21 protein-coding genes and 1 tRNA gene are annotated in these 21,432 nt (G+C 67.7%); 8 read left to right on the plus strand and 14 right to left on the minus strand.

Annotation, left to right across the window (positions count from 1 at the left end):
- Positions 1-43: 43 nt before the first annotated feature.
- Together L0P92_RS05895 and pknB are read left to right on the plus strand one after the other, a co-directional pair.
- Positions 44-1,519: a peptidoglycan D,D-transpeptidase FtsI family protein gene (locus tag L0P92_RS05895; RefSeq protein WP_234761447.1), complete on the plus strand. Its 1,476-nt coding sequence runs from the start codon at positions 44-46 to the stop codon at positions 1,517-1,519.
- A gap of 169 nt (positions 1,520-1,688) precedes the next feature.
- Positions 1,689-3,713, plus strand: coding sequence for a Stk1 family PASTA domain-containing Ser/Thr kinase (gene pknB / locus L0P92_RS05900; protein WP_234761448.1), 2,025 nt, complete (start codon positions 1,689-1,691; stop codon positions 3,711-3,713).
- 107 nt (positions 3,714-3,820) lie between these two features.
- Here pknB and L0P92_RS05905 read toward each other — a convergent pair whose 3' ends face one another.
- From L0P92_RS05905 to L0P92_RS05930, 6 genes are read right to left on the minus strand one after another with little or no spacing between them, the layout of a single operon-like run.
- On the minus strand, positions 3,821-4,603 hold the full coding sequence (locus L0P92_RS05905) for a class E sortase (protein WP_372497207.1): 783 nt from the start codon (positions 4,601-4,603) through the stop codon (positions 3,821-3,823).
- A 14-nt stretch (positions 4,604-4,617) separates the two neighbouring features.
- Positions 4,618-5,898 carry a class E sortase gene (locus L0P92_RS05910; RefSeq protein WP_234761449.1) on the minus strand — a complete coding sequence of 427 codons (1,281 nt, stop codon included), beginning with the start codon at positions 5,896-5,898 and terminating at the stop codon, positions 4,618-4,620.
- On the minus strand, positions 5,895-6,533 hold the full coding sequence (locus tag L0P92_RS05915) for an aminodeoxychorismate/anthranilate synthase component II (protein ID WP_217212288.1): 639 nt from the start codon (positions 6,531-6,533) through the stop codon (positions 5,895-5,897). Before L0P92_RS05915 ends, L0P92_RS05910 begins: the two co-directional genes overlap by 4 nt.
- Positions 6,530-6,727, minus strand: coding sequence for a hypothetical protein (locus tag L0P92_RS05920; protein ID WP_199830144.1), 198 nt, complete (start codon positions 6,725-6,727; stop codon positions 6,530-6,532). Before L0P92_RS05920 ends, L0P92_RS05915 begins: the two co-directional genes overlap by 4 nt.
- Positions 6,728-6,744: 17 nt before the next feature.
- On the minus strand, positions 6,745-7,458 hold the full coding sequence (locus L0P92_RS05925) for a class E sortase (RefSeq protein WP_234761450.1): 714 nt from the start codon (positions 7,456-7,458) through the stop codon (positions 6,745-6,747).
- 29 nt (positions 7,459-7,487) lie between these two features.
- Positions 7,488-8,264: a DUF881 domain-containing protein gene (locus L0P92_RS05930; protein ID WP_234761451.1), complete on the minus strand. Its 777-nt coding sequence runs from the start codon at positions 8,262-8,264 to the stop codon at positions 7,488-7,490.
- A gap of 141 nt (positions 8,265-8,405) precedes the next feature.
- Between L0P92_RS05930 and crgA the strand changes: the two genes are divergently transcribed.
- Complete coding sequence (crgA, locus tag L0P92_RS05935) at positions 8,406-8,660, plus strand: cell division protein CrgA (protein WP_062721281.1); 255 nt, start codon at positions 8,406-8,408, stop codon at positions 8,658-8,660.
- Positions 8,661-8,975: 315 nt separating this feature from the next.
- Here the strand turns inward: crgA and L0P92_RS05940 are convergent, their stop codons facing one another.
- A complete protein-coding gene (locus L0P92_RS05940) occupies positions 8,976-9,863 on the minus strand; it encodes a rhomboid family intramembrane serine protease (RefSeq protein ID WP_234761513.1) in 888 nt (295 codons plus the stop codon).
- 119 nt (positions 9,864-9,982) lie between these two features.
- Complete coding sequence (locus tag L0P92_RS05945) at positions 9,983-10,516, minus strand: peptidylprolyl isomerase (protein WP_234761452.1); 534 nt, start codon at positions 10,514-10,516, stop codon at positions 9,983-9,985.
- A gap of 326 nt (positions 10,517-10,842) precedes the next feature.
- On the opposite strand from L0P92_RS05945, the gene L0P92_RS05950 reads away from it, so the two are divergent.
- Positions 10,843-11,559 (plus strand): DUF5324 family protein, encoded by a 717-nt coding sequence (locus tag L0P92_RS05950; protein ID WP_234761453.1) that lies wholly within the window; start codon positions 10,843-10,845, stop codon positions 11,557-11,559.
- Positions 11,560-12,035: 476 nt separating this feature from the next.
- Here the strand turns inward: L0P92_RS05950 and L0P92_RS05955 are convergent.
- Positions 12,036-12,108, minus strand: a tRNA-Ala gene (locus L0P92_RS05955).
- Between the two features lie 182 nt (positions 12,109-12,290).
- On the opposite strand from L0P92_RS05955, the gene L0P92_RS05960 reads away from it, so the two are divergent.
- Positions 12,291-12,839, plus strand: a complete 549-nt coding sequence (locus L0P92_RS05960; protein ID WP_062721195.1) for a helix-turn-helix domain-containing protein — start codon at positions 12,291-12,293, stop codon at positions 12,837-12,839.
- A 151-nt stretch (positions 12,840-12,990) separates the two neighbouring features.
- Positions 12,991-14,715 carry a serine/threonine-protein kinase gene (locus tag L0P92_RS05965; RefSeq protein ID WP_234761454.1) on the plus strand — a complete coding sequence of 575 codons (1,725 nt, stop codon included), beginning with the start codon at positions 12,991-12,993 and terminating at the stop codon, positions 14,713-14,715.
- A 181-nt stretch (positions 14,716-14,896) separates the two neighbouring features.
- Here the strand turns inward: L0P92_RS05965 and L0P92_RS05970 are convergent, their stop codons facing one another.
- On the minus strand, positions 14,897-16,174 hold the full coding sequence (locus tag L0P92_RS05970; RefSeq protein WP_234761455.1) for a hypothetical protein: 1,278 nt from the start codon (positions 16,172-16,174) through the stop codon (positions 14,897-14,899).
- Positions 16,175-16,523: 349 nt separating this feature from the next.
- Positions 16,524-16,652 (minus strand): DLW-39 family protein, encoded by a 129-nt coding sequence (locus L0P92_RS05975; RefSeq protein WP_003999697.1) that lies wholly within the window; start codon positions 16,650-16,652, stop codon positions 16,524-16,526.
- A 337-nt stretch (positions 16,653-16,989) separates the two neighbouring features.
- Here L0P92_RS05975 and L0P92_RS05980 point away from each other — a divergent pair, with 337 nt between their 5' ends.
- Positions 16,990-17,367 carry a DUF6344 domain-containing protein gene (locus tag L0P92_RS05980; RefSeq protein WP_234761456.1) on the plus strand — a complete coding sequence of 126 codons (378 nt, stop codon included), beginning with the start codon at positions 16,990-16,992 and terminating at the stop codon, positions 17,365-17,367.
- A 111-nt stretch (positions 17,368-17,478) separates the two neighbouring features.
- On the opposite strand, the gene L0P92_RS05985 is transcribed toward L0P92_RS05980, so the two are convergent.
- Both L0P92_RS05985 and L0P92_RS05990 read right to left on the minus strand, forming a co-directional pair.
- Positions 17,479-18,222 carry an AAA family ATPase gene (locus L0P92_RS05985; RefSeq protein WP_234761457.1) on the minus strand — a complete coding sequence of 248 codons (744 nt, stop codon included), beginning with the start codon at positions 18,220-18,222 and terminating at the stop codon, positions 17,479-17,481.
- A gap of 260 nt (positions 18,223-18,482) precedes the next feature.
- Positions 18,483-18,629: a hypothetical protein gene (locus L0P92_RS05990; RefSeq protein ID WP_234761458.1), complete on the minus strand. Its 147-nt coding sequence runs from the start codon at positions 18,627-18,629 to the stop codon at positions 18,483-18,485.
- 1,362 nt (positions 18,630-19,991) lie between these two features.
- On the opposite strand from L0P92_RS05990, the gene L0P92_RS05995 reads away from it, so the two are divergent.
- Positions 19,992-20,612, plus strand: a complete 621-nt coding sequence (locus L0P92_RS05995; protein ID WP_234761459.1) for a nuclease-related domain-containing protein — start codon at positions 19,992-19,994, stop codon at positions 20,610-20,612.
- 5 nt (positions 20,613-20,617) lie between these two features.
- On the opposite strand, the gene L0P92_RS06000 is transcribed toward L0P92_RS05995, so the two are convergent.
- Entirely contained in the window at positions 20,618-21,376 is a 759-nt protein-coding gene (locus L0P92_RS06000; protein ID WP_234761460.1) for a GntR family transcriptional regulator, read from the minus strand.
- Positions 21,377-21,432 lie beyond the last annotated feature (56 nt).

Consider the following 21,432-nt stretch of genomic DNA (forward strand, 5'->3'; position numbering starts at 1 on the left):
CCCCCAACCCCGACGCCGAGATGACCCAGGTGGTCCGCCCGTCATGAACAAACCCCTGCGCCGGATCGCGATCTTCTGCGGCCTCCTCGTCCTCTCCCTGCTCATCCGCGACAACTGGCTCCAGTACGTCAAGGCCGACTCCCTGCGGGAGGACCCCGACAACCGCCGCGTCCTCATCGCCCGCTACGCCACCCCCCGCGGCGACATAATCGTCGGCGGCAACCCGATCACCGGGCACACCGAGACCACCTCGGGCGACTTCAAGTTCAAGCGCACGTACAAGAACGGCGCCATGTGGGCGCCCGTCACCGGCTTCGTCTCGCAGGCCTACGGCGCCAACCAGCTGGAGTCCATCCAGGACGGCATCCTCAGCGGCACCGACGACCGGCTCTTCTTCCGCAACACCCTCGACATGATCACGGGTAAGGAGAAGGAGGGCGGCAACGTCGTCACCACCCTCAACGCCGCCGCGCAGAAGGCCGCGTACAACGGCCTGAAGAAGCAGGGCGGCAAGGGCGCCGTCGCCGCCATCGAGCCCGCCACCGGCAAGATCCTGGCGCTGGCCTCCTTCCCGTCGTACGACCCCTCCACGATCGCCGGCGGCGGCGACTCCGACGCGGCGGCCTGGAAGAAGCTCGACAAGAAGAACAACCCCGACGACCCGATGCTCAACCGGGCGCTGCGCGAGGTCTACCCGCCCGGCTCCACCTTCAAGGTCGTCACCGCCGCCGCGGCCCTGGAGAACGGCCTCTACAAGACCGCCGACGAAAAGACCAAGTCGCCGGACCCGTGGGTCATGGAGGGCACCACCACCAAGCTGCCCAACGAGGGCAACATCCCCTGCGAGAACGCCACTCTGCGCGTCGCCCTCCAGTACTCCTGCAACACCGTCTTCGGCAAGATCGGCTCCGACCTAGGCAACGACAAGATGCTGGAGGAAGCCAAGAAGTTCGGCTTCACCGAGGAGCAGTTCACGCCGACCCGCACCAGCGCCTCGGTCTTCTCCGACGACATGAACCCCTCGCAGACCGCGCTGTCCTCCATCGGCCAGTTCAACACCGCCGCCACCCCGCTGCAGATGGCCATGGTGGCCTCGGCGGTCGCCAACAACGGCACCCTGATGAAGCCGTACATGGTCGACGAGCTCCAGACGCACAATCTCGACGCCCTCGAGAAGACCGACCCCGAGGAGCTGAGCCGGCCGCTGTCCGCGGAGAACGCCCAGATCCTCCAGTCGATGATGGAGACCGTCGTCGAGGACGGCACCGGCAAGAACGCCCGGATCGACGGCGTCAAGGTCGGCGGCAAGACCGGTACCGCCCAGCACGGTGTCGAGAACAGCGAGAACCCCTACGCGTGGTTCATCTCCTACGCCAAGCTCAGCGACAACAGCTCGCCGGTGGCCGTGGCCGTGGTGATCGAGGACGACAACGCCGTCCGCGACGACATCTCCGGCGGCGGCCTCGCGGCCCCCATCGCCAAGAGCGTCATGGAGGCGGTCATCGACAGCAAGAAGTGACCCCGCTCACGTCCCCTTCACATCGGTGCACGTTGCGATACCGGTCCTGTATCGGGTTACGGGCTTGGCCAGGTCACACAAGACGAGCCGGGTACGGTATGCCCGGACGGACCACCGCCACACCCACAAGGGTGACGGCGGGACCGACGGAGAGGGCTGGTAGGTAGCTATGGAAGAGCCGCGTCGCCTCGGCGGCCGGTACGAACTGGGCCAGGTGCTCGGTCGTGGTGGCATGGCGGAGGTCTACCTCGCGCATGACACCCGCCTCGGCCGCACCGTGGCGGTGAAGACGCTGCGCGCGGACCTCGCGCGCGACCCGTCCTTCCAGGCCCGGTTCCGCCGGGAGGCCCAGTCGGCCGCCTCGCTCAACCATCCCGCGATCGTCGCGGTCTACGACACGGGCGAGGACTACATCGACAACGTGTCGATCCCGTACATCGTCATGGAGTACGTGGACGGCTCCACCCTGCGTGAGCTTCTTCACTCCGGCCGCAAGCTGCTGCCGGAGCGCGCCATGGAGATGACCATCGGCATCCTCCAGGGCCTGGAATACGCCCACCGCAGCGGCATCGTCCACCGCGACATCAAGCCGGCCAACGTCATGCTGACGCGCAACGGCCAGGTCAAGGTGATGGACTTCGGCATCGCCCGCGCCATGGGCGACTCCGGCATGACGATGACCCAGACGGCCGCCGTCATCGGCACCGCCCAGTACCTCTCACCGGAGCAGGCCAAGGGCGAGCAGGTCGACGCGAGGTCCGACCTCTACTCGACCGGCTGTCTGCTGTACGAGCTCCTGACGGTCCGCCCGCCCTTCGTCGGCGACTCCCCGGTGGCCGTGGCCTACCAGCACGTCCGCGAGGAGGCCCAGGCCCCCTCGGTCTTCGACCCCGAGATCACGCCCGAGATGGACGCGATCGTGCTGAAGGCCCTCACCAAGGACCCCAACTACCGCTACCAGTCGGCCGACGAGATGCGCGCCGACATCGAGGCCTGCCTCGACGGCCAGCCCGTCGCCGCCACCGCCGCGATGGGTTCCGTGGGCTACGGCGGCTACCCCGACGACCAGCCCACCACGGCCCTGCGCGCCACCGACGCCGGCGCCACGTCGATGCTGCCGCCCATGAACCCGGACGACGGCGGCTACGGCTACGACGACCGCGTCGACCGCCGCCGCCAGAAGAAGTCCAACACCTCGACGATCCTGCTGGTCGTCGCGGCTGTGCTGGTCCTGGTGGGCGCGATTCTGATCGGCAAGTGGATCTTCGCGGGCGACGGGGTGGCCAACGACACCACCGCCGTCCCCGACTTCGTGAGCAACACCAAGGCCGAAGCCAGGGAAGCGGCCACGAACGCCGAACTGAAACTGGAGTTCACGGAGAAACCCTGTGAGGACCAGGTCAAGGGCAAGGTCTGCAGTCAGGACCAGGACCCCGGCAAGAAGGTGAAGAAGCAGTCCATCGTCAACCTGGTCATCTCGACCGGCGCCCCGAAGGTGACGGTGCCGAGCGTGATCGGTCTGAGCCTGGAGGACGCCAAGACGAAGCTCGAGGCCGACGACTACGACTTCACCATCAAGACGGAGACACGTGAGGTGTCCTCCGACGACCCCGGCACCGTCCTCGACCAGGACCCGCAGCGTGGCGAGGAGGTCGAGAAGGGCTCGACGATCACCCTCACCGTCGCCAAGGAAGAGGAGAAGTCCACCGTTCCGCCGGTCGTCGGCAAGACCTGCGACGAGGCGAAGGCACAGATGGCGGCCAACGACCTGGTCGGCACCTGCACCGAGGTCGACACCCAGGACCCGAACCAGGTCGGCAAGGTCATCGCGACCTCGCCGGAGGCCGGCAGCCAGGCGGACAAGAACTCCACGGTGACCATCCAGATCGGCAAGCAGGCCGCGCAGAAGGCCAAGGTGCCGAACGTGGTCGGGCGTACGGTCGGCCAGGCCAAGCAGATCCTCGCGGCCAGCGGATTCACCAACATCCAGTTCGCCGAGGGCAGCGACCAGAGCGACACCGCCTTCGTCACCGACCAGGACCCGGACGGCGACCAGGAGGTCGACGACCCGGCGAACACCCAGGTGACGCTGACCACCTTCGGAGCCGGCGGCAACGGCGGCAACAACGGAGGGAACAACGGCGGCCAGATCTTCGGCGGCGTGACGGGAACGTCCGCCCGCTCGGAGGACTGACCCTCACACACATGGCTGAGCCCCGGCACCCTGAGCAGGGTGCCGGGGCTCAGCCATGACCGTGCGGCTTCAGGCCCGGCGCGTGGCCCACGGCCACGGCGGGCGGGTCAGCGCAGCTCCTCCGGCAACGTCCGCTGCGCATCCACCTTCTCCACCCGCTCCAACTCCCCCCACACGATGTACCGGTAGCGGCTCGTGTACACCGGCGTGCAGGTCGTCAGCGTGATGTAGTGGCCCGCCTTCGTCCTGCCCGACTCCTTCGGGATGGCGGAGAGGACCTTGACGTTGTACTTCGAGGTCTCGGGAAGGATGCCGTAGACCTTGTAGACGTACCACTTGTCCTTCGTCTCGAAGACGATCGGGTCGCCCTTCTCGATCTTGTGGATGTTGTGGAACTCCGCCCCGTGCCCGTCCCGGTGGGCGGCCACCGAGAAGTTGCCCTTCTTGCCCGAGGTGGGCAGGGTCGCCTTGACCGGGTCGGTGTAGTAGCCGGCGACGCCGTCGTTGAGGATCTTCGTCGACGTGCCCTTCTCGACCAGGATGTCGTCCCCGCTCATCGTCGGCACATGCAGGAAGCCGATGCCGTTCTTCGAGTCGAACTCGGCGGGCCGGCCGGAGCCCCCGTCGTCCTCGTGGGCCCAGATGTCACGCACCTTGTCGGCCTGCTTCGCCGCCGCGCGATCGGCGACGACGTTCGTCCACCACAGCGAGTAGACGACGAACAGCCCGAGCACCAGGCCCGCCGTGATGAGGAGTTCGCCGAACACGCTGACCGCCATCGCGATCCGGCCCGTGCCGCGGCGGCGCGCCGGGCGGCGCCGTGACGCGGGGGCGGCCGTGTCCTCCGCCGTGCCGTCAGAGGTGTCCGTGCCGTCGGTGGTGGCTGCCACTTTTTTCATCTGCCCTAACTGACGAGCGCATCCGGCTTGCCCTTGCTGCGCGGCCGTTCCTCGACCATCTTGCCCCAGACGATCAACCGGTACTTGCTGGTGAACTCCGGCGTACACGTGGTGAGTGTGATGTAGCGGCCGGCCTTGGTGAACCCCGACCCCGGCGGAACCGGATCCAGCACACTCACATTGCTCGGCGACGTCACCGGCAGGATCGACGCCATCTTGTACACGAAGTACTTGTCCTGCGTCTCCACGACGATCGCGTCGCCCCGGGTGAGCCGGTTGATGTACCGGAACGGTTCGCCATGGGTGTTGCGATGCCCGGCCAGCCCGAAGTTGCCGGTCTTGGCGTCCGGCATCGGGGTCTTCAGCTTGCCCTCGCCGTAGTGGCCGACCATGCCCCGGTCGAGCACCTTCTTGTTGCTGACGCCCTCGGCGATGGGGACGACGACGTCCAGCTTCGGGATGTGCAGGATGGCGAAGCCCTGCCCCGGCTCGAACGTCCCCGGATTGCGCTTGCCGCTCGCCCAGTCGTCCTGGAGGCTGCTCGCCTCCTTGTCCGCCTGTGCGTGCGCCCGGACGTTCGTCCACCACAGCTGGTAGCTCACGAACAGCAGCATCAGCACACCGGTGGTGATGAACACCTCACCGATGGCCCGGCTGGCCAGCACCCCCGGACTGGGCTTGCGCGCCTTGGCCTGCCTGCGGGCCTCCATCCGCGACAGAGGCGCACCAGAGGTCTCCGGGCTCGTCTCCGCGGCCTCCGACTCCTCCCGGGAACCGCCGTGGCGCCCATGACGCCGCCTGGCGGCCTTTCTGCGGGCCGCACGGCCACCCGTTGGGGGTCCAGTGGTCGAAGTGGCGGAGGAGGCGGCAGAAGCCGATATGGACTCGCCGGTGGCCGGCGGATCCGGTATCCGCAGCGCTACGGTCTCGTCGTCCGCGGGCGGTATGTACGGCTCCGAGTACGTTTCTGAGTACGGCTCCGAGTGCTGCTCCGAGTACAGGTCCTCGTACGGCCCCTCATAGGACCCGCCGCCATAGCCGTCAGTCGCGTAGCCGGCACTGCCGTAGCCGGCGTCGTACCCCTCGGCCCCCTGGGCCTGGGCCTGCGTCGGCGCCTGCCCCTGCGTGACGTAGTCCTCCCCGCCCTGCCACTCCCCGAGCGCACCGGAGCCCTCGTACGGCTGCTGCCCGTACGAGGTGCCCTGGTCGCCGGCGCCGCCGTAGGAGTCCGTGAAGGACTCCCCGTACGAGGCGCCGGACTCGCGCTCGGGGCGCAGCGCGGTCACGCCGTGGCCCTGCCCACCACCGGGGCGAGCCCCGCCGACCTCGCCACCGCACCCTGGTCGCCGCACTCCACCAGCCAGTTGGCCAGCATCCGGTGCCCGTGCTCGGTCAGTACCGACTCGGGGTGGAACTGCACGCCCTCGACCGCGAGTTCACGGTGGCGCAGACCCATGATGATCCCGTCGTGCGTGCGGGCCGTGACCTCCAGCTCGGCCGGTACCGTCCCCGGCTCGGCCGCCAGGGAGTGGTAGCGGGTCGCAGTGAAGGGCGTCGGCAGGCCCGCGAAGACACCCTTGCCCTCGTGCTCGACCAGCGAGGTCTTGCCGTGCAGCAGCTCCGGCGCACGGTCCACCACACCGCCGTACGCCACCTGCATCGACTGCATACCGAGACAGACGCCGAAGACCGGCACCCCGGTCGAGGCACAGTGCCGGACCATGTCCACGCACACCCCGGCCTCCTCCGGCGTGCCCGGCCCCGGCGACAGCAGCACGCCGTCGAAGCCGTCCTGGGCATGCGCCGTCGACACCTCGTCGTTGCGCAGCACCTCGCACTCGGCACCCAGCTGGTAGAGGTACTGGACCAGGTTGAAGACAAAGCTGTCGTAGTTGTCCACGACCAGAATGCGCGCGCTCACTGGTTGTCCACCGTCACATCGTTGAAGGGCAGCAGCGGTTCGGCCCACGGGAAGACGTAGTTGAACAGGACGTAGACCACGGCCACGACCAGAGCGAGCGAGATCAGCGCCCTCACCCACGCATTCCCCGGCAGATGCCGCCAGATCCAGCCGTACATGCCGTCCCTTCCGTCGCACCACGGCACCAGACTCACGCCGTACAGCCAACAGACTAACGGCGCAACGCCTCCGGTTTCCCGGCCTCCACAGGCTGGGTGGAGTCCAGATGGGCCCACACGATCAGCCGGTGGCTGTGCCCCCACTCCGGATCACACGTGGTCAGAGTCAGATAGCGGCCCTCACGCGTGTACCCCGACTTACGGGGCACAGCGTCGATCACCTCAATGTCCGTGGGCAGCGTTTTGTAGGGGCCTTTGTCGATCCGATACGTGAACCAGGTGGTCCCGTCGGTCAGCACCACGGCGTCACCGGGCCGCAGCCTCGGAAAGTCCTTGAAGGGATCACCGTAGGTACGCCGGTGACCTGCCACCGAGAAGTTCCCCTTCTGCCCCAGCTGCGCGGTGTTCGCGTAGTGGCCGAGCCCCTTCTTCAGGGTCTTGGTGGCGGTGCCTTCGAGCACCGGCTTGTTCCACGTGAAACCAAGCCGCGGGATGTACATGATCGCGAAGGGCTTGTCCGTGCTGTACGGGCCAGGACTCGGCGCGCTCTCCGGCGCACCCGCCTCGCCACCGGACTCACCACCGGGAGCGGCAGCCGTCGGACGTACCGCCCCCTGCGCCCACTGCTCCTGTAACCGATCGATCTGGTCGTCCATGACGTGATCGGCTTTCACACCGGTCCAGAACAGCACATAGACGACAAACAGGACGATCACCGTGCCCACGGTGATGCACAGCTCGCTCACGGTCCTGACGACGACACGCACCGGCAGCTCCAGAGAGGGCTAGAGCGGGCTCACTCCACGGGCTTGGCGTACTGCAGATCCACTGTGCCCGAGTAACCCGGCAGAGTCACCGTCCCGTCCTCGGTGACTTTCCAGCCGAGACCGTAGACGTTGACGTACACCATGTAGTTCTGGATCGCCGGCGACGCCGCGAGCGCCTTCTGCATCTTCTCCGGATCACCGACCGCCGTGATCTTGTACGGCGGTGAGTAGACCCGGCCCTGGAGAATCAGCGTGTTGCCCACGCAGCGCACCGCGCTGGTGGAGATCAACCGCTGGTCCATCACCTTGATCCCCTTGGCACCGCTCTGCCACAACGCGTTGACCACGGCCTGCAGATCCTGCTGGTGAATGACCAGGTAGTCGGGCTGCGGCTCCGGATACCCGGGCAGCTTGGCCGTCGCGTCCGGCGGTGCGTCATTGAGCGTGACCGAGATCGCCTCGCCCGTCAGCTTCTGCGTCCCCGCGTTCTCCTCCAGCGCGGCCAGTTTGTCGTCCTCGGCCTTGGTGCTGCCGTCGTCACGCTCGGCCAGCGCCTCCACGTCATCCCGCAGGACCGCGTTGGACTCGTTGAGCTGGCCGTTCTTGTGACTGCGCTCCTGGATGAGGTCCGACAGCTTCAGCAGCGAGGCGTCCGTACGGATATTGGTGCCCTTGGCCGTGTTGAAACTGGTGAAGAAAATGAGCCCCGCGAGAGCGAAGACGGCCGCGGTCAGCACCCGCACCGGCCGGAATCGGCCACGGACAGGACTGGATCCCGTCCCGGGGGAGTCGGCAGAATTGCTCAACGTACCCTTATCTCCTTCGGCGGCGCGGAAGCACTACGCTAACGGACGCCCGGGGGAGCAATCAGAGTCCCCTTGTACGCTGCCCCGAGCCAGCCACAGTTCCCTGCGCGGCCACGCAGCGCATCGACAGGAGAGACCCTCGTGCCGAAGTCACGTATCCGCAAGAAGGCCGACTACACGCCGCCGCCGTCCAAGCAGGCGGCCGCCATCAAGCTGAACAGCCGCGCCTGGGTCGCGCCCGTGATGCTGGCCATGTTCCTCATCGGCCTGGCCTGGATCGTCGTCTTCTACGTGACCGACGGTTCGCTGCCCATCGATGCTCTGGGCAACTGGAACATCGTGGTGGGCTTCGGCTTCATCGCGGCCGGGTTCGGCGTCTCCACCCAGTGGAAGTAGCCGCCGAACGGGCGGTCACTTCACGGTGAACGCAGCTCTGCCCAGGGCTATCCGCTGAGTTATCCACAGCCTTGCAGCAATTTCCACAAGCTGACTGGGGAAAAGAAAGACGATCTGTGGATAACTCATCGAGCGTTGACACCGGTACGACAGTCGCACCACCCATCCCCGCACACCCCGAACATGTGTACACCCCCGGCCTGACCTGCATAAACACAGGTCATCAGCAGGGGGCGTGACGCGTCCCGCACAATGCGCACAAGATCCACCACACGCTGTGGACAACAGTGCCGCTCACGTGGATAACGGCTCGGCTCAGGTGAGCTGAGCCGTTCTGAGCACCGTCAGCAGGATGACGACGGCCAGGACCAGCACGCTTGTGCCGTACTGGATCAGCGCCCGGTGCTGACGCGGGGCGTGGACCATCGCGTAGCCCGTGATGACGCCGGCGACGAGGCCGCCGATGTGGGCCTGCCAGGAGATGTTGAATCCCGGGCTGAAGGTGAAGATCAGGTTGATCACCAGCAGGGCGATGATCGGCCGCATGTCGTAGTTGAGACGGCGCATCAGGACGGCGGTGGCGCCGAACAGGCCGAAGATGGCACCGGAGGCGCCGAGCGTGGCGGTGTTCGGCGGGGCCAGGAGGTAGGCGAGGGCGCTGCCCGCGAGGCCGGAGACGAAGTAGACCGTGAGGTAGCGGGCGCGGCCGAGGGCGGTCTCCAGGGGGCCGCCGAGCCACCAGAGGCTGAGCATGTTGAAGCCGATGTGCCAGGGTGCCTCGTGGGTGAACATCGAGGTGACCAGGCGGTACCACTCGCCTCCCGCGACACCTTGGGTGGGTGTGTAGGGCGCGGGTGGCCAGGCGCCGAGGAGGACCAGGTCGTTCAGGAGGGCGTCGCTGGTCTGGACGGCGATGAAGATCGCCAGGTTGATCCCGATGAGGATCTTGGTGAAGAGGCGCGGGTCGGCGGTGAGGGTGCCGCCTGCCAGGGTGCGGGGCTGGGAGGCGCTGGGGGCGTGGCCGGTGCCGGAGCCGGTGCGGACGCAGTTGGGGCACTGGAAGCCGACGGAGGCGTCGACCATGCATTCGGGGCAGATGGGGCGTTCGCAGCGGGTGCAGCGGATGCCGGTCTCGCGGTCCGGATGGCGGTAGCAGACGGGCAGGCTCTGGGCGTCCTGCGGGCTGCCTGCCGGCTGGTCCATGAGGTCCCCTAGGTCGTCGTACGCGGTGCACGTCCTCATACACCGCCCCGCTCATCCTTACGGACGAGCGGGGCGTTTGGTTCCCTGTGGGAGGTGTCGGACGCTGTCGCGTCGTGGTCTCAGCTCTCGCGGGTCTCGATGACGACCGACTCGATGACGATGTCGCTGACGGGCCGGTCGGTGCGCGGGTTGGTCTGGACGGCCGCGATGGTGTCGACGACCTTCTGGCTGGCGGCGTCGGTGACCTCGCCGAAGATGGTGTGCTTGCGGTTCAGCCAGGTGGTCGGGGAGACGGTGATGAAGAACTGGGAGCCGTTGGTGCCCGGGCCGGCGTTGGCCATGGCGAGCAGATACGGCTTGTCGAAGCGCAGGTCGGGGTGGAACTCGTCCTGGAACTGGTAGCCGGGGCCGCCGGTGCCGTTGCCGAGAGGGTCGCCGCCCTGGATCATGAAGCCGCTGATGACGCGGTGGAAGACCGTGCCGTCGTAGAGCTTGGCCGTGGACTTCTCGCCGGTGGTGGGGTTCGTCCACTCACGCTCGCCCTGGGCGAGTTCGATGAAGTTCTTGACCGTGATCGGCGCGTGGTTCGGGAGGAGCCGGACCTCGATGTCGCCTTGGTTGGTCTTCAGGGTGGCGTACAGCTGCTCGGCCACGATCTGCCTTCCGTTGTCTTCCTGTGACTCCCCGATCCTCGCACGGACGGCGGTGTCCGTCCCCCGGCGTTGGTTCACCCGCACGCAACCGGGCTGATTCCTTGCAGAAAACCCATCGAGTCGGTCCGTGCCGGGGGCGCGACGGGAAGAACCGTGGCATTGTCGACGACAAGCCACCGTTGCCCCGTATTGATCCGTTATCGCACTTGATCAAGCACATCGGCACCCATATGCCCGCCCTCACATGCCGCGGAGCGTTCCGGCAGGCATGATCCGTAAAAGGGTGGAAAGTCGAAATACCGTACGCCACCGAGGAGGAGGAACCCGTGACCCGCATCGACAGCGTGCGCGCCGCGACCGGCTCGGCGAAGGACAGCGTGCTGCACGCCGCGGAAGTGGTGGCGCCCTACGCCGACACCGCCAGGGACAGGGCTACGCACTACGCACACGAGGCACGCGTACGGCTCGCGCCGAAGGTGACGCAGGCCACCGAGCAGGCCCGCGCGCAGGCCCTTATGCAGTACGGCACGTATGTCGCACCGCGCCTGGAGCAGGCCCGTGCGCATGTGCCGCCGAAGGTCGACCACGCCGCCCATGAGGCTGCCGTCCGTACGCGTCAGGCTGCCCGGCAGGCCGCCGTCTACTCCCGGCCGAAGCTGGAGCAGGCAGTGGCCGCGGCCGGGCCCGTCAGGGACGAGGCCACCGCGCGTGGTGCGGCCGCGCTGGCCGCGTTGCGCGGTCAGGTCTCGCCGAAGGAGATCCAGAAGCTGGTCCGTAAGCATCAGCGGCGTGCCAAGGCCGGCCGTGCCGCGAAGGTGCTGGCCGTGCTCGGTGTTCTCGCGGGTGGCGCCTTCGCCGCCTGGAAGTGGTGGGACAAGCAGGCCAATCCCGACTGGCTGGTCGAGCCTCCGGCCGCGACCGAGGTCCCCGCCGAGTCGAACCGGCTGTCGTCGGTGGACGGCAGTGGCCAGTCGGTCCTCGATCCCGAGGTCCAGGCGAAGGAAGCCGAGGAGGAGGCGGCCCGGCGCGACGAGGGCCGATGACATGAAGGACCGGTGACGGCCTGGGCATCGAACTGCGCTGTGGGGCGGGAGACTTGAGAGTCTCCCGCCCCACAGTGATGTTTCACGTGGAACACCGCCCGGCTTTCCCTTGGCGGGCCGGCGGCAGGCTCCGAGCCGGGGCGTGTTTACGCCCTCCCGTCACGATGACGTTTGCAACGGCTGCCGTGTGTACGTCCCGCGTAGATTCCCTTAACAGGCTGCGTCCTTCCGATTACCCGACGGCATTCACACCAGCTCACACAAGCGCTTCCACGCGGGGGCAGGTACTCCGGCACCGCGTCTACGACCTGGGCAACGCCTGAGGACGCCACTCATCCCGGCCGTTTGCGCAAACGTCTGCAATGACGCCACCTCCCCAACCTTGTGACACGCGTCACTGGAGGCGTCGCGCCTGTGCGGGTCCGGGCATGCGAAGACCGGCCAGAGGCGATACAGCGTCTGACCGGTCCGAGGTGTGGAGCCTAGGGGAGTCGAACCCCTGACATCTGCCATGCAAAGACAGCGCTCTACCAACTGAGCTAAGGCCCCGGATGAGGAGCGTCCAACCGGAAGAACCGTCCACCGGCGGGCGTCGCAGACCAGAGTACCGGGTCGCCCCCCGTATCTCGCAAAAAGATTGGGGGTCCCGGTGAACGACCACTCTCCGTAAGATGCTCGGCGTGGTTCGCTACAGCGAACCGCAGTTTTTGGGGAAGCGATGGGGAGACGCAATGGACGCCGCACAGCAGGAAGCCACCGCAAGAGCGCGGGATCTGCAGCGGAACTGGTACGGGGAGCCGCTGGGGACGCTCTTCCGTAAGCTCATCGACGATCTTGGTCTCAACCAGGCTCGTCTCGCGGGGGTGCTGGGACTGTCCGCACCGATGCTGTCGCAGCTGATGAGCGGTCAGCGGGCGAAGATCGGCAATCCCGCCGTGGTCCAGCGGGTGCAGTTGCTGCAGGACCTGGCGGGGCAGGTCGCGGACGGCAGCGTGAGCGCGGCCGAGGCGACCGAGCGCATGGACGAGATCAAGAAGTCGCAGGGGGGCTCGGTGCTCAGCAACACCACACAGACGACGAACAGTTCGGGAGCGCCCACGGTCAAGCGGGTGGTCCGGGAGATCCAGTCGCTGCTGCGCTCGGTCGCGGCCGCGGGGGACATCATCGAGGCCGCCGACACCCTCGCCCCCACCCACCCGGAACTGGCAGAGTTCCTCCGGGTGTACGGCGCGGGCCGCACCTCCGACGCGGTCGCGCACTACCAGTCCCACCAGAACTGACCCCCGAGGCCCGGTCGCCGAAGGGGGTTCGGCAACCGGGCCGACGGCCCACGTTCCGGAAGGACGCGGATGCGTCAGCGAGGGGGAGTCGTATCGCTCGTCGAGGGGGAAGCAAAGGGGGTAGCCGAAGGGGGAGGAGCGACGCACAGCCATGGGTGAGGTCTTCGCCGGCCGGTATGAACTGGTCGACCCGATCGGACGCGGCGGCGTAGGTGCCGTCTGGCGTGCCTGGGACCACCGGCGCCGCCGGTATGTGGCGGCGAAGGTGCTCCAGCAGAGCGACGCGCACTCGCTGCTGCGGTTCGTCCGCGAACAGGCCCTCCGTATCGATCACCCTCATGTGCTCGCGCCGGCCAGCTGGGCCGCCGACGACGACAAGGTCCTGTTCACCATGGACCTGGTGGCCGGCGGTTCGCTGGTCCATCTCGTCGGGGACTACGGCCCCTTGGCGCCCTCGTTCGTCTGTACCCTCCTCGACCAACTCCTCGCCGGGCTGGCCGCGGTGCACGCGGAAGGCGTCGTCCACCGTGACATCAAGCCCGCCAACCTGCTCCTCGAAGCCACCGGCACGGCACGTCCGCGGCTGCGTCTGTCCGACTTCGGCATCGCCATGCGGCTGGGTGAGCCCCGGCTGACCGAGACCAACCTCGTGGTGGGCACCCCCGGCTATCTCGCGCCCGAGCAACTCATGGGCGCGGAACCGGACTTCCCCGCCGATCTGTTCGCCGTGGGACTTGTCGCGCTGTATCTCCTGGAGGGCGCCAAGCCCGACGTGAAGGCGCTCGTCCAGTACTTCGCGGATCACGGGACACCCGGCGCGCCCAAGGGCATTCCCGAACCGCTCTGGCAGGTCGTGGCGTCGCTCGTGCAGCCCGATCCCCACGCGCGGTTCCGCACGGCCACCGGGGCGCGCAAGGCCCTGGCCTCGGCCGCCGAGCTCCTGCCGGAACCCGGCCCTGACGACGAGCTCATCGAGATCTTCGACCAAATCGGGCCCCTGCCCCCGGGGTTCGGGCCGGACGGGCCGCTCAAACGGGCGCCGGGGGTCGAGGAGAACACGGGTGGCCGACGCGGGTTGGGCGCGAGCGCGGACTCGGTGGGGGCGGCCAACTCCGGTTCCCTGCATACGGGTAGCGGTTCGGTGGCCGGCGTCGCCGGCTCGGGCTACGGCACTGGCCTTGGACCTGCCCCTGGCCCTGGTTCCGGCTCCGGCCCTGGTTCCGGCTCCGGCTCCGGCTCCGGCTCCGGCTCCGGCTCCGGCTCCGGGACAGTAGGCACCGGCTCGGGCATCGCGCAGAGCGATCCGCGCCAGGGCGCGGCCGGATCGGCCCCGGCATCCCGGGAGTCGTCCGTCCCTTCCCGGTCCGGCGACCCGGGCACGCCCCTCAGCATGTCGGACACTGGCAGCTTCCACCTGCCGCCCCCTCAGGACACCGTCTCCTCCTCGCAGCCTCGAACACCTCCGCCGCGGCCAACCTGGGCCCCGCCCCCCGTCTCGGCGCCGATCCACGCCCAGAGCCAGCCGGACCAGGCACATCAGAGCGCGCAGCACCACTTCACCCACGCCACCTCCCCCTACGACACCACCCACGTCCTGTCCTCCCCCCGACCCCGTACACCGCAGTACCCGGACCAGCCCCCGACGCCGGTGCAACACCAACGCGTCGATTCCTCTACTGCTTCGTACACCGCTCAGAGCCCGCAGGTTCCACCTTCGGCGCCCTCAATTCCGCAGCCGCACCGCCGCGGCGGCCACCGCGCCGCCCGCCGCCTCGCACGTCGGCGTCCCGGACCGCCCGCGAAGGTGGCCGTACCGCTCCTGCTGCTGGCGCTGGCCTGTTACGCCGTGGGTTTCTGGGCGCTGGCCCACATCTGAGCTGGCCGCCGCGCCGACGGAGTCCAGTCCACGCACCGCCCGGAGCCGCCCCGTGCCGTGCCGCTGCCTCGTCATGCCCGGGCACGCCCCGAGCACTCCACGGGCGAGCCCTGGACGCAACCCGGCCTGCCAGGCTCTGCCCCGCACTGCCAGACCCTGCCCCGCGCCGCCCCGGCCGTCCCTACAGCGCCGCAGCCCTCCGCCGAGCCACCACCGTCCACACCCCCAGCACCACCAGCACCACAGTCCCCGTGCCGATCCCGCTCACCGCGAGCACGGTCATCGCAGAGCCCCCGCCGCTCCCGGCCGCGCCCGCCGCAGCGGCCGCCTGATCGCCGCCGGCCGCTCCGGCCTGCCCGATCTGGAAGAGGCCCTCGGGCTCGGACTCCCCCGCATACCCGGGACCGGCCTGCGACGCCCCCTCCACCCCCACGCGCAACGTCAGCCGGAACGGCCCCTCGCCGTACTTCTCGGCCACCTCGGCCGCGAGGTTCACCACGAGGTAGTAGGAACCGGCGAACCGCATCCCATTGAGGTGGTCGGGCCGGGCGTACCGGTTCTCGTACGCGACCGGAGGCAGGGGGTCGAGCTCGGCGGACTTCTGTCTGCCGTCGTAGGTGGCGCTCGCCTCGTCGACGAAGCCGCGCGCGGGGTTGTAGAGCGAGAGGTTCAGGGCGCCGCTGCCCGTGGAGCCCTCGCCGCTGTTCGAGCTGCCCAGTTCGGCGGTGGCGTACAGCCGGCGCCCCCAGTCGAGCGGCACCTTGTAGAAGAACGTCCGGCCGGGCTCGATGTCGGAGCTCCAGACGCCGTTCCCGATGGATGCCGCCGAGGCGAAGCCGGAGCCGCCCTCGCGCCGGGTGGCGTCGCCGGTGAGGGGGGCCGGTGGGGCGGAGTTCCAGTCATCGGGCGCTTCTGTCGCACCGGTCTGCTCCAGGGCCGGCTCAGAGACGGCGAAGAGCTCCAGGTCCCAGGTGTCCGGTACGGAGGTCGTCGTACTGACGCGCTCGATCACCACGTAATAGGTGCCACTGGTCCCACAGCTGGAGTGCTTGGCGGAGATCTCGCGTCCGGCCCAGGTCGCGATCGGTCGGGCGGTGCGGACGATGCCGAAGGTCTCGCTGTCGGAGGAGCAGACGCGGCCGTCGGAGTTCTCCACGGCGATCTTGATGCCGTCGCCCGAGCGGATGGTGCTGCCGGCGGCGGGGACGGCGGTCGCGGACACGTAGGCGTCCGAGGCGTCGTCGAGTTCAAGGCTGTAGTAGATCTGTCCGTCGCTCGGCAGGGAGCTGCGGTACGTCGTGCCCGGTGTGAGAAGTGCGGCGTCCGCGCTGCCCGGCGCTCCCGGGACGAACTGCGCGTCGGGCGCGAAGGCGTAGGGGCTGGGCGTTCCGGCCGCGAGCGCGGTTCCGCCCGGCAGGGCAGCCGTCGTGCACAGCAGCAGTGCCACTACGACGGCCACGCGCGCGCGTGCCACGGGATGGCCGCGCCGCACCCTCGCCGGGCGCCACCACGCCGTACGCCGCCGCCTCATCACGCGCCACCCCTCGTCGCCGCCGGACCATGGACCGTCGCCCATCCTGCCCAGCCGGGCCGCCCGCCACCCACGCATTCCGTACGGCCGTCCGAAACGCCCGGCTCTAAGGTCTGCGCGCCGCTCCCGCAACTCGAGCCGTGACGCTCCGGGCGTGCGAGGGCCCGGTACGCGGGAAGGGCCGTACGCGAGCAGGGGTGGTACGCGGGAAGAGCCGGACACACAAAACCCCGACCGCTTGGCGGCCGGGGTCTGCTTCAGAATCCGATGTGGTGACTCACGAACCCGTGGGCACGGAGTCAGTCGCCTCCGTCCACAGATCCTGCTCGGCGCGATCCGCCTGGATCTGGCGGTACACGAGGAGCCCGCCGATGGCGGCCAGTGCGACCAGGAGAAGCTTCTTCACCGCGCGACCTCGTCTTTCCTTGACGTAGGGGACCTCTGGCGCCCGACTATACACACCGATCGATATCGATCGGTGACCTGCGTCGGGGCTCAACTGCCCGCCGGAACACCGCAGTAGAAGCGGATTATGTCCCTCCGATCGGAGGGTGATCACACCTCGACAGAGGGTGACTTCGCTCCTCTTCCTCCGGGTTTCCGCACTCTTCGAGTTTCTTGCGCCCATTCGAGTGTTGTTCATCTGAAGATCGACGCGTCATGGGCGTTGGTCCATGACTTCTCGGCCCCCATACACATCATGAGGAAAGTACGCAAATCGCCCAACCCGAAAGTGAGGGGCCATGACCAGGAACAAGGTCATGAAGCTGTGGACCGCCATTGTCTCCGCCTTCCTCGCGCTGTTCTCGGCGCTCGGATTCGTCTCGACCTCCGCTGCCGCGGCCGTACCGCACACCGAGACGACTCGCAAGAGCGGCAGCGACGACAGCGACCGCAACGCGGAGCTGACGGTGCCGGCGATGCCTCACTGGGCCTGGTCCTACGCAAGGGCGCTGCCCCCCACGATGAAGCAGCGCATCCGGGCCGAGGCCCACGGCAAGACCCCCAGCTGCCGCCACCGCCCGCTCTCGGACACCGAAGCGGCCATGTCCGACTCGGCCACCCGCGAGTGCGCCCACGCCGGCTCACCGGCTCAACCGCTCGTCCCGCACCAGCGCTGAGCCGACGGCTCACCCTCTGAGCCGTCCCCCTTTGCCCCTCTGTGCAAGGCCTGTTGATTCTCCTCAGTACCGATCAGTACCGATTCCTGAATACGGCCCCCAGGGCGTGCTTCACCCCGCTTCGACGATGTGCCGCAGATAGGCCCAAGGATCGTTGAGGTAGCGCCTCCAGTGGTCGACGAGTTCCAGATCCCGCCAGCCGGCGGGACGCATTCCGTGGTCGCCCACCTCGATGATCTCGGCGCCTGGCAGCGCCGTCAGCACGGGTGAGTGCGTGGCGCAGACGATCTGCGCGCCGGAACGCCCCAGTTCATGCAGATGTCCGACGAGTTGAAGACAGGAAGCGAAGGACAGCGCGGCCTCGGGTTCGTCCAAGACGTACAGCCCAGGCTCCTGAAACCGCTCGCGGAAGGCCATCAGAAAGCCCTCGCCGTGGCTCATCTCGTCCGCGGCCCCGGACAGCCTTCCCGTCTCCTGTTCCCGGCCCAGCGCGTCCAGCGCCGTCTCCGCCCGCAGAAAGAAGCCTCTGCGGCGCGTCCGAGGCCCGCGCAGCATCCGACGCCCGGCCGCCGTCGCCTCGAACCGTATCCGCCCGCCAAGCACCGACGGCTCCCGCCGACTCGCGTACTTGTAGCCCGCGGATCCGCCCCAGGAGTCCAGGCCGAACCCCTCCGCCAGCGCCTCCACGAGGGTCGACTTGCCCGAGCCGTTCTCCCCCACCAGGAACGTGATCGGAGCGGTGAACGTCAGGCCGTCGTCCAGCAACTGCCGCACGCACGGCACCGACCAGGGCCACTGGCCGCCTTCCCCCAGCTCGCCCTCGGCGACGTGCGCGTATGCCCGTTCGACGATCATGCCTGCCAGGCTCTCATCCGGCACTGACAACCGTGCCCCCGGACGATGTCAGCCATGGATGTCAAAAACCCCCAACCGTGATCGGTTGGGGGTTTTTCGTCTGTGGGGCTAACAGGATTTGAACCTGTGGCCTCATCCTTATCAGGTCGATCACGTCCGCTCGGGGTGCTGGACGAATCGCCTTCCTGACTGGACAGACGGTCCGCTGAGGTTCAGCGTCGGCCGCTGCTGTTCGCCCCTGTTGGTGTCAGCCGGTGGTGTCAGACATCAGCTGCCCACTTGACAGGTCCAGCCGTCAGCGAACTGCGGGTGCCGTCAGTCAGCAGCAACATCAGCAGAGTGCTGGCGTCGACGACCGCGCCGATCACACCTGGGTCTGTTGCCAACAGCAGAACGACCACGATCACTACGCCGATGGGCCAAGGCCGGAACGTCGGGGTTGACGGTACAAGACATGGAAGGTACAGATGCATACGAAGGCCTTTCAGGGCTGATGCCCGTCCACGTCGCGACAGCTTGCCGGCAGAGCGACATGGGCGGGCTTTTCTCTTGTGCCGCTCATCATGAAGCGCTAGGGCGACACCCCGCAAGGGGCCCCACCGAAAATCTTTCGGCCCGACCCCGATCTGAACGAAGTTTTTCCCGTCGCACCCCCTCAATCCCTGTTCGGTGCGCAAGTTCGTACAGGCTGAGAAGGGTGGGCGATTGCCCGCGTCGACAGCCTAGCATGAACCCTTCGAATCAAAGGCGCTAGCGCTGTCATGGAACCCGATCTGTCGCCTCACATGTCAAACCGACCTTGACAGCTAAGGTCCTGGGGCTGCCTTCTATTCGAAGGGCACCCACCCGCCCCCTCCGCCCTGACCACGTGGTCGATGGAGTGACTTTGGGCTGGAGCTGCTTTGGGGGGAGTGATCATGGCCCCGTAAGCTTCCGGCGAGTCGGGCAGTCTGTTGACCTGCCCGTTAAAGCACGACGTTGGGGCCATGATCTTCGAGGCTCCCCCCAAAGTGGCTGCCTAAAGTCACGGAGTCGATCACCCCAGCCACTCACGATCCCCCCACCCACGGCCCGCATGATCCGGCACAGCTCCAGCCGTCGCGCATCTGCTTTTGGATCAAAGCGTCGGTTGGTCCGTGGTGGACCAAGCGACATGCTCTGTGGGTCATGCCGTCTTCCCCAGGTCGGGCCTGGTGGCTGTGGGCCATGGTTGGGGATCAGGCTCGGTCCGGTACGTCGACCCTTGGCGGGGCCAGAGCGAAAAGCGTGATCACCCCGGGGCATCGAAGGTGGCGCGGGGCCGGGGCCGGGGCGGCGCGCAGCCGTAGGCGGGAGCGCAGCCCCGAGCCCCGAGCCGCGCGCCGGCCCGCAGTGCGGGCCGGTGGTGTGTGATCAACGCAGTGGCGGCCGGAAGCCAGTTGGGACACAGTGACCGGATGGCCGAAGGCCAAGAGCCCCCACCCTGGACCTGCGCCGCCGGAGGACCGGTGACCAAGGGGACGGAGGCTCAACCCCCGAGGAGCTGTGAAGCACGGGGAAACTGAGGAACCTTACGGTTGCTGTCGACTCCTGTTTTCCAAGTGCGCGACGGCCGGAGCTGTGCCGGATCATGCGGGCCGTGCCGGGAGGGATCAAGCCCCTCCCCGCCGGAACGGCGGGGCTTGATGAGGTAGAGAAACCTGTAACAACGGCTGGCTCGATAGCGACCTTGGCCACGCCGCTCCTCCGTGATGACCTGGACAGACTGGCTCTCTGGGGGAGGACACGGCATGAACGCTGCGCCGAACGACTTAGCCTTGAACAGGCCCGGTGACGCTGTACGGCGGAAGATCATCGAGTTGCAGCCGAGTGCTCTCATGAGGCTTGGCGGCCGCTGGTTACCCGGTACCGAGATCCACAGTTGGTGCAACGGTTTGGTCGGCGAGCGAGTGACCGGCCGGAGGCTCAACCGGCTCAAGGGTCGTGGCTGGCACATCCTGCATGCTGTCCAGTGGGACAGCGGTTCAGACATAGATCATCTGGCCATCGGCCGCGCCGGCGTCTTCGCCATCAACTCGAAGAGGCACAAGGGCAAGTCGGTCTGGTACGGCGATCACGCGATCACTATCAACGGCACGCCGACGCGCCACGTGGTGACCAGTCAGCGAGAGGCCCAACAGGTTGCGCAGACTTTGTCACGGCACTGTGGGTTCGAGCTTCCCGTTCGCCCGGTGATCTCAGTCGTCCACGCTGCCAAGTTGAAGGTGAAGAACGCCGCGCCCCTGGTCCTTGTCCTGCCAGTTGAAGAGTTAGACCGAACTCTGTCCGGCCTATCTCCGCTGCTCACTCAAGACCAGGTAGACCGGGTCTATGCGGTGGCTCGCGATCCGCGCACGTGGGCAGGTGCATGATCGCCCTAAGCGTCGAAGTCGTACTCCAGGATGTACGACGCTGAGTCGAGGACCATTTCATTGATCTCGACTGGGCGCCCCTCGTCGGCGAACGCTGTGCGGCAGATCATGATCACCGGGGTACCGAGCGACAGGCTGAGCCGAGTCGCCTCCTCCTGCGACGGCATCCGGCAACGGATCTCTTCGCGGAAGTGGACCGGCTTGTAGCCGAGCTCAGCAAGCCGTGCATACGTGCCGCCAGGGCCCGTGTCTTCCTGGGTGATCGCCGAGCCTGCGACCAGGTCGGCCGGAAGGTACGAGGTCGATACGAGGACGGGTTTCCCGTCCAGCACGAACCGTCGACTGCGCACGCAGGTCGCTGCCCCCGGCTCCACGTCGAGAACCTGGGCGATGCGCTCCGGTGCCCCAACCTCAGATACCTGCACCTGGTCTACGACCAGTGTCCGGTCGTCGAGGTCTGCTGACCAGATAGATCGGCCCGATCCCCACTGATCACGCGAGAGTCGCTGGATGCCGCGCCGCCTGAGCGGCTTGAAGTCACGGACGAAGACGCCGGCGCCCTTGCGGGACTCGGCCAAGCCTTCGTTCTGCAAAACGCCGAGGGCTTGTCGTGCCGTCATGCGGGCCACGTCGTACGTGGCCATGAGGTCGTTCTCTCCTGGTAGCCGATCGCCTGGGCCGTATTCGCCGGCCTGGATCGCTTCCCTCAGCTCGTCGGCGATCCGCTGGTACTTCGGCTGGCGTCCGCTGCCCTGGGTGGCCATGTGATCCCTCCTCTCTTCTCTAGACACCTTAGGCGAGTTGTGTCGGACGACATAAC

Origin of the sequence: Streptomyces muensis (assembly GCF_021474425.1) — a bacterium.
Classification (GTDB): domain Bacteria; phylum Actinomycetota; class Actinomycetes; order Streptomycetales; family Streptomycetaceae; genus Streptomyces; species Streptomyces muensis.

Coding starts and splice junctions, on each gene's coding strand:
- L0P92_RS05895 (WP_234761447.1), top strand. CDS start 44: ATGAACAAACCCCTGCGCCGGATCGCGATCTTCTGCGGCCTCCTCGTC.
- pknB (WP_234761448.1), top strand. CDS start 1,689: ATGGAAGAGCCGCGTCGCCTCGGCGGCCGGTACGAACTGGGCCAGGTG.
- L0P92_RS05940 (WP_234761513.1), bottom strand. CDS start 9,863: ATGGACCAGCCGGCAGGCAGCCCGCAGGACGCCCAGAGCCTGCCCGTC.
- L0P92_RS05960 (WP_062721195.1), top strand. CDS start 12,291: ATGGACGCCGCACAGCAGGAAGCCACCGCAAGAGCGCGGGATCTGCAG.
- L0P92_RS05965 (WP_234761454.1), top strand. CDS start 12,991: ATGGGTGAGGTCTTCGCCGGCCGGTATGAACTGGTCGACCCGATCGGA.
- L0P92_RS05980 (WP_234761456.1), top strand. CDS start 16,990: ATGACCAGGAACAAGGTCATGAAGCTGTGGACCGCCATTGTCTCCGCC.
- L0P92_RS05985 (WP_234761457.1), bottom strand. CDS start 18,222: ATGATCGTCGAACGGGCATACGCGCACGTCGCCGAGGGCGAGCTGGGG.
- L0P92_RS05995 (WP_234761459.1), top strand. CDS start 19,992: ATGAACGCTGCGCCGAACGACTTAGCCTTGAACAGGCCCGGTGACGCT.
- L0P92_RS06000 (WP_234761460.1), bottom strand. CDS start 21,376: ATGGCCACCCAGGGCAGCGGACGCCAGCCGAAGTACCAGCGGATCGCC.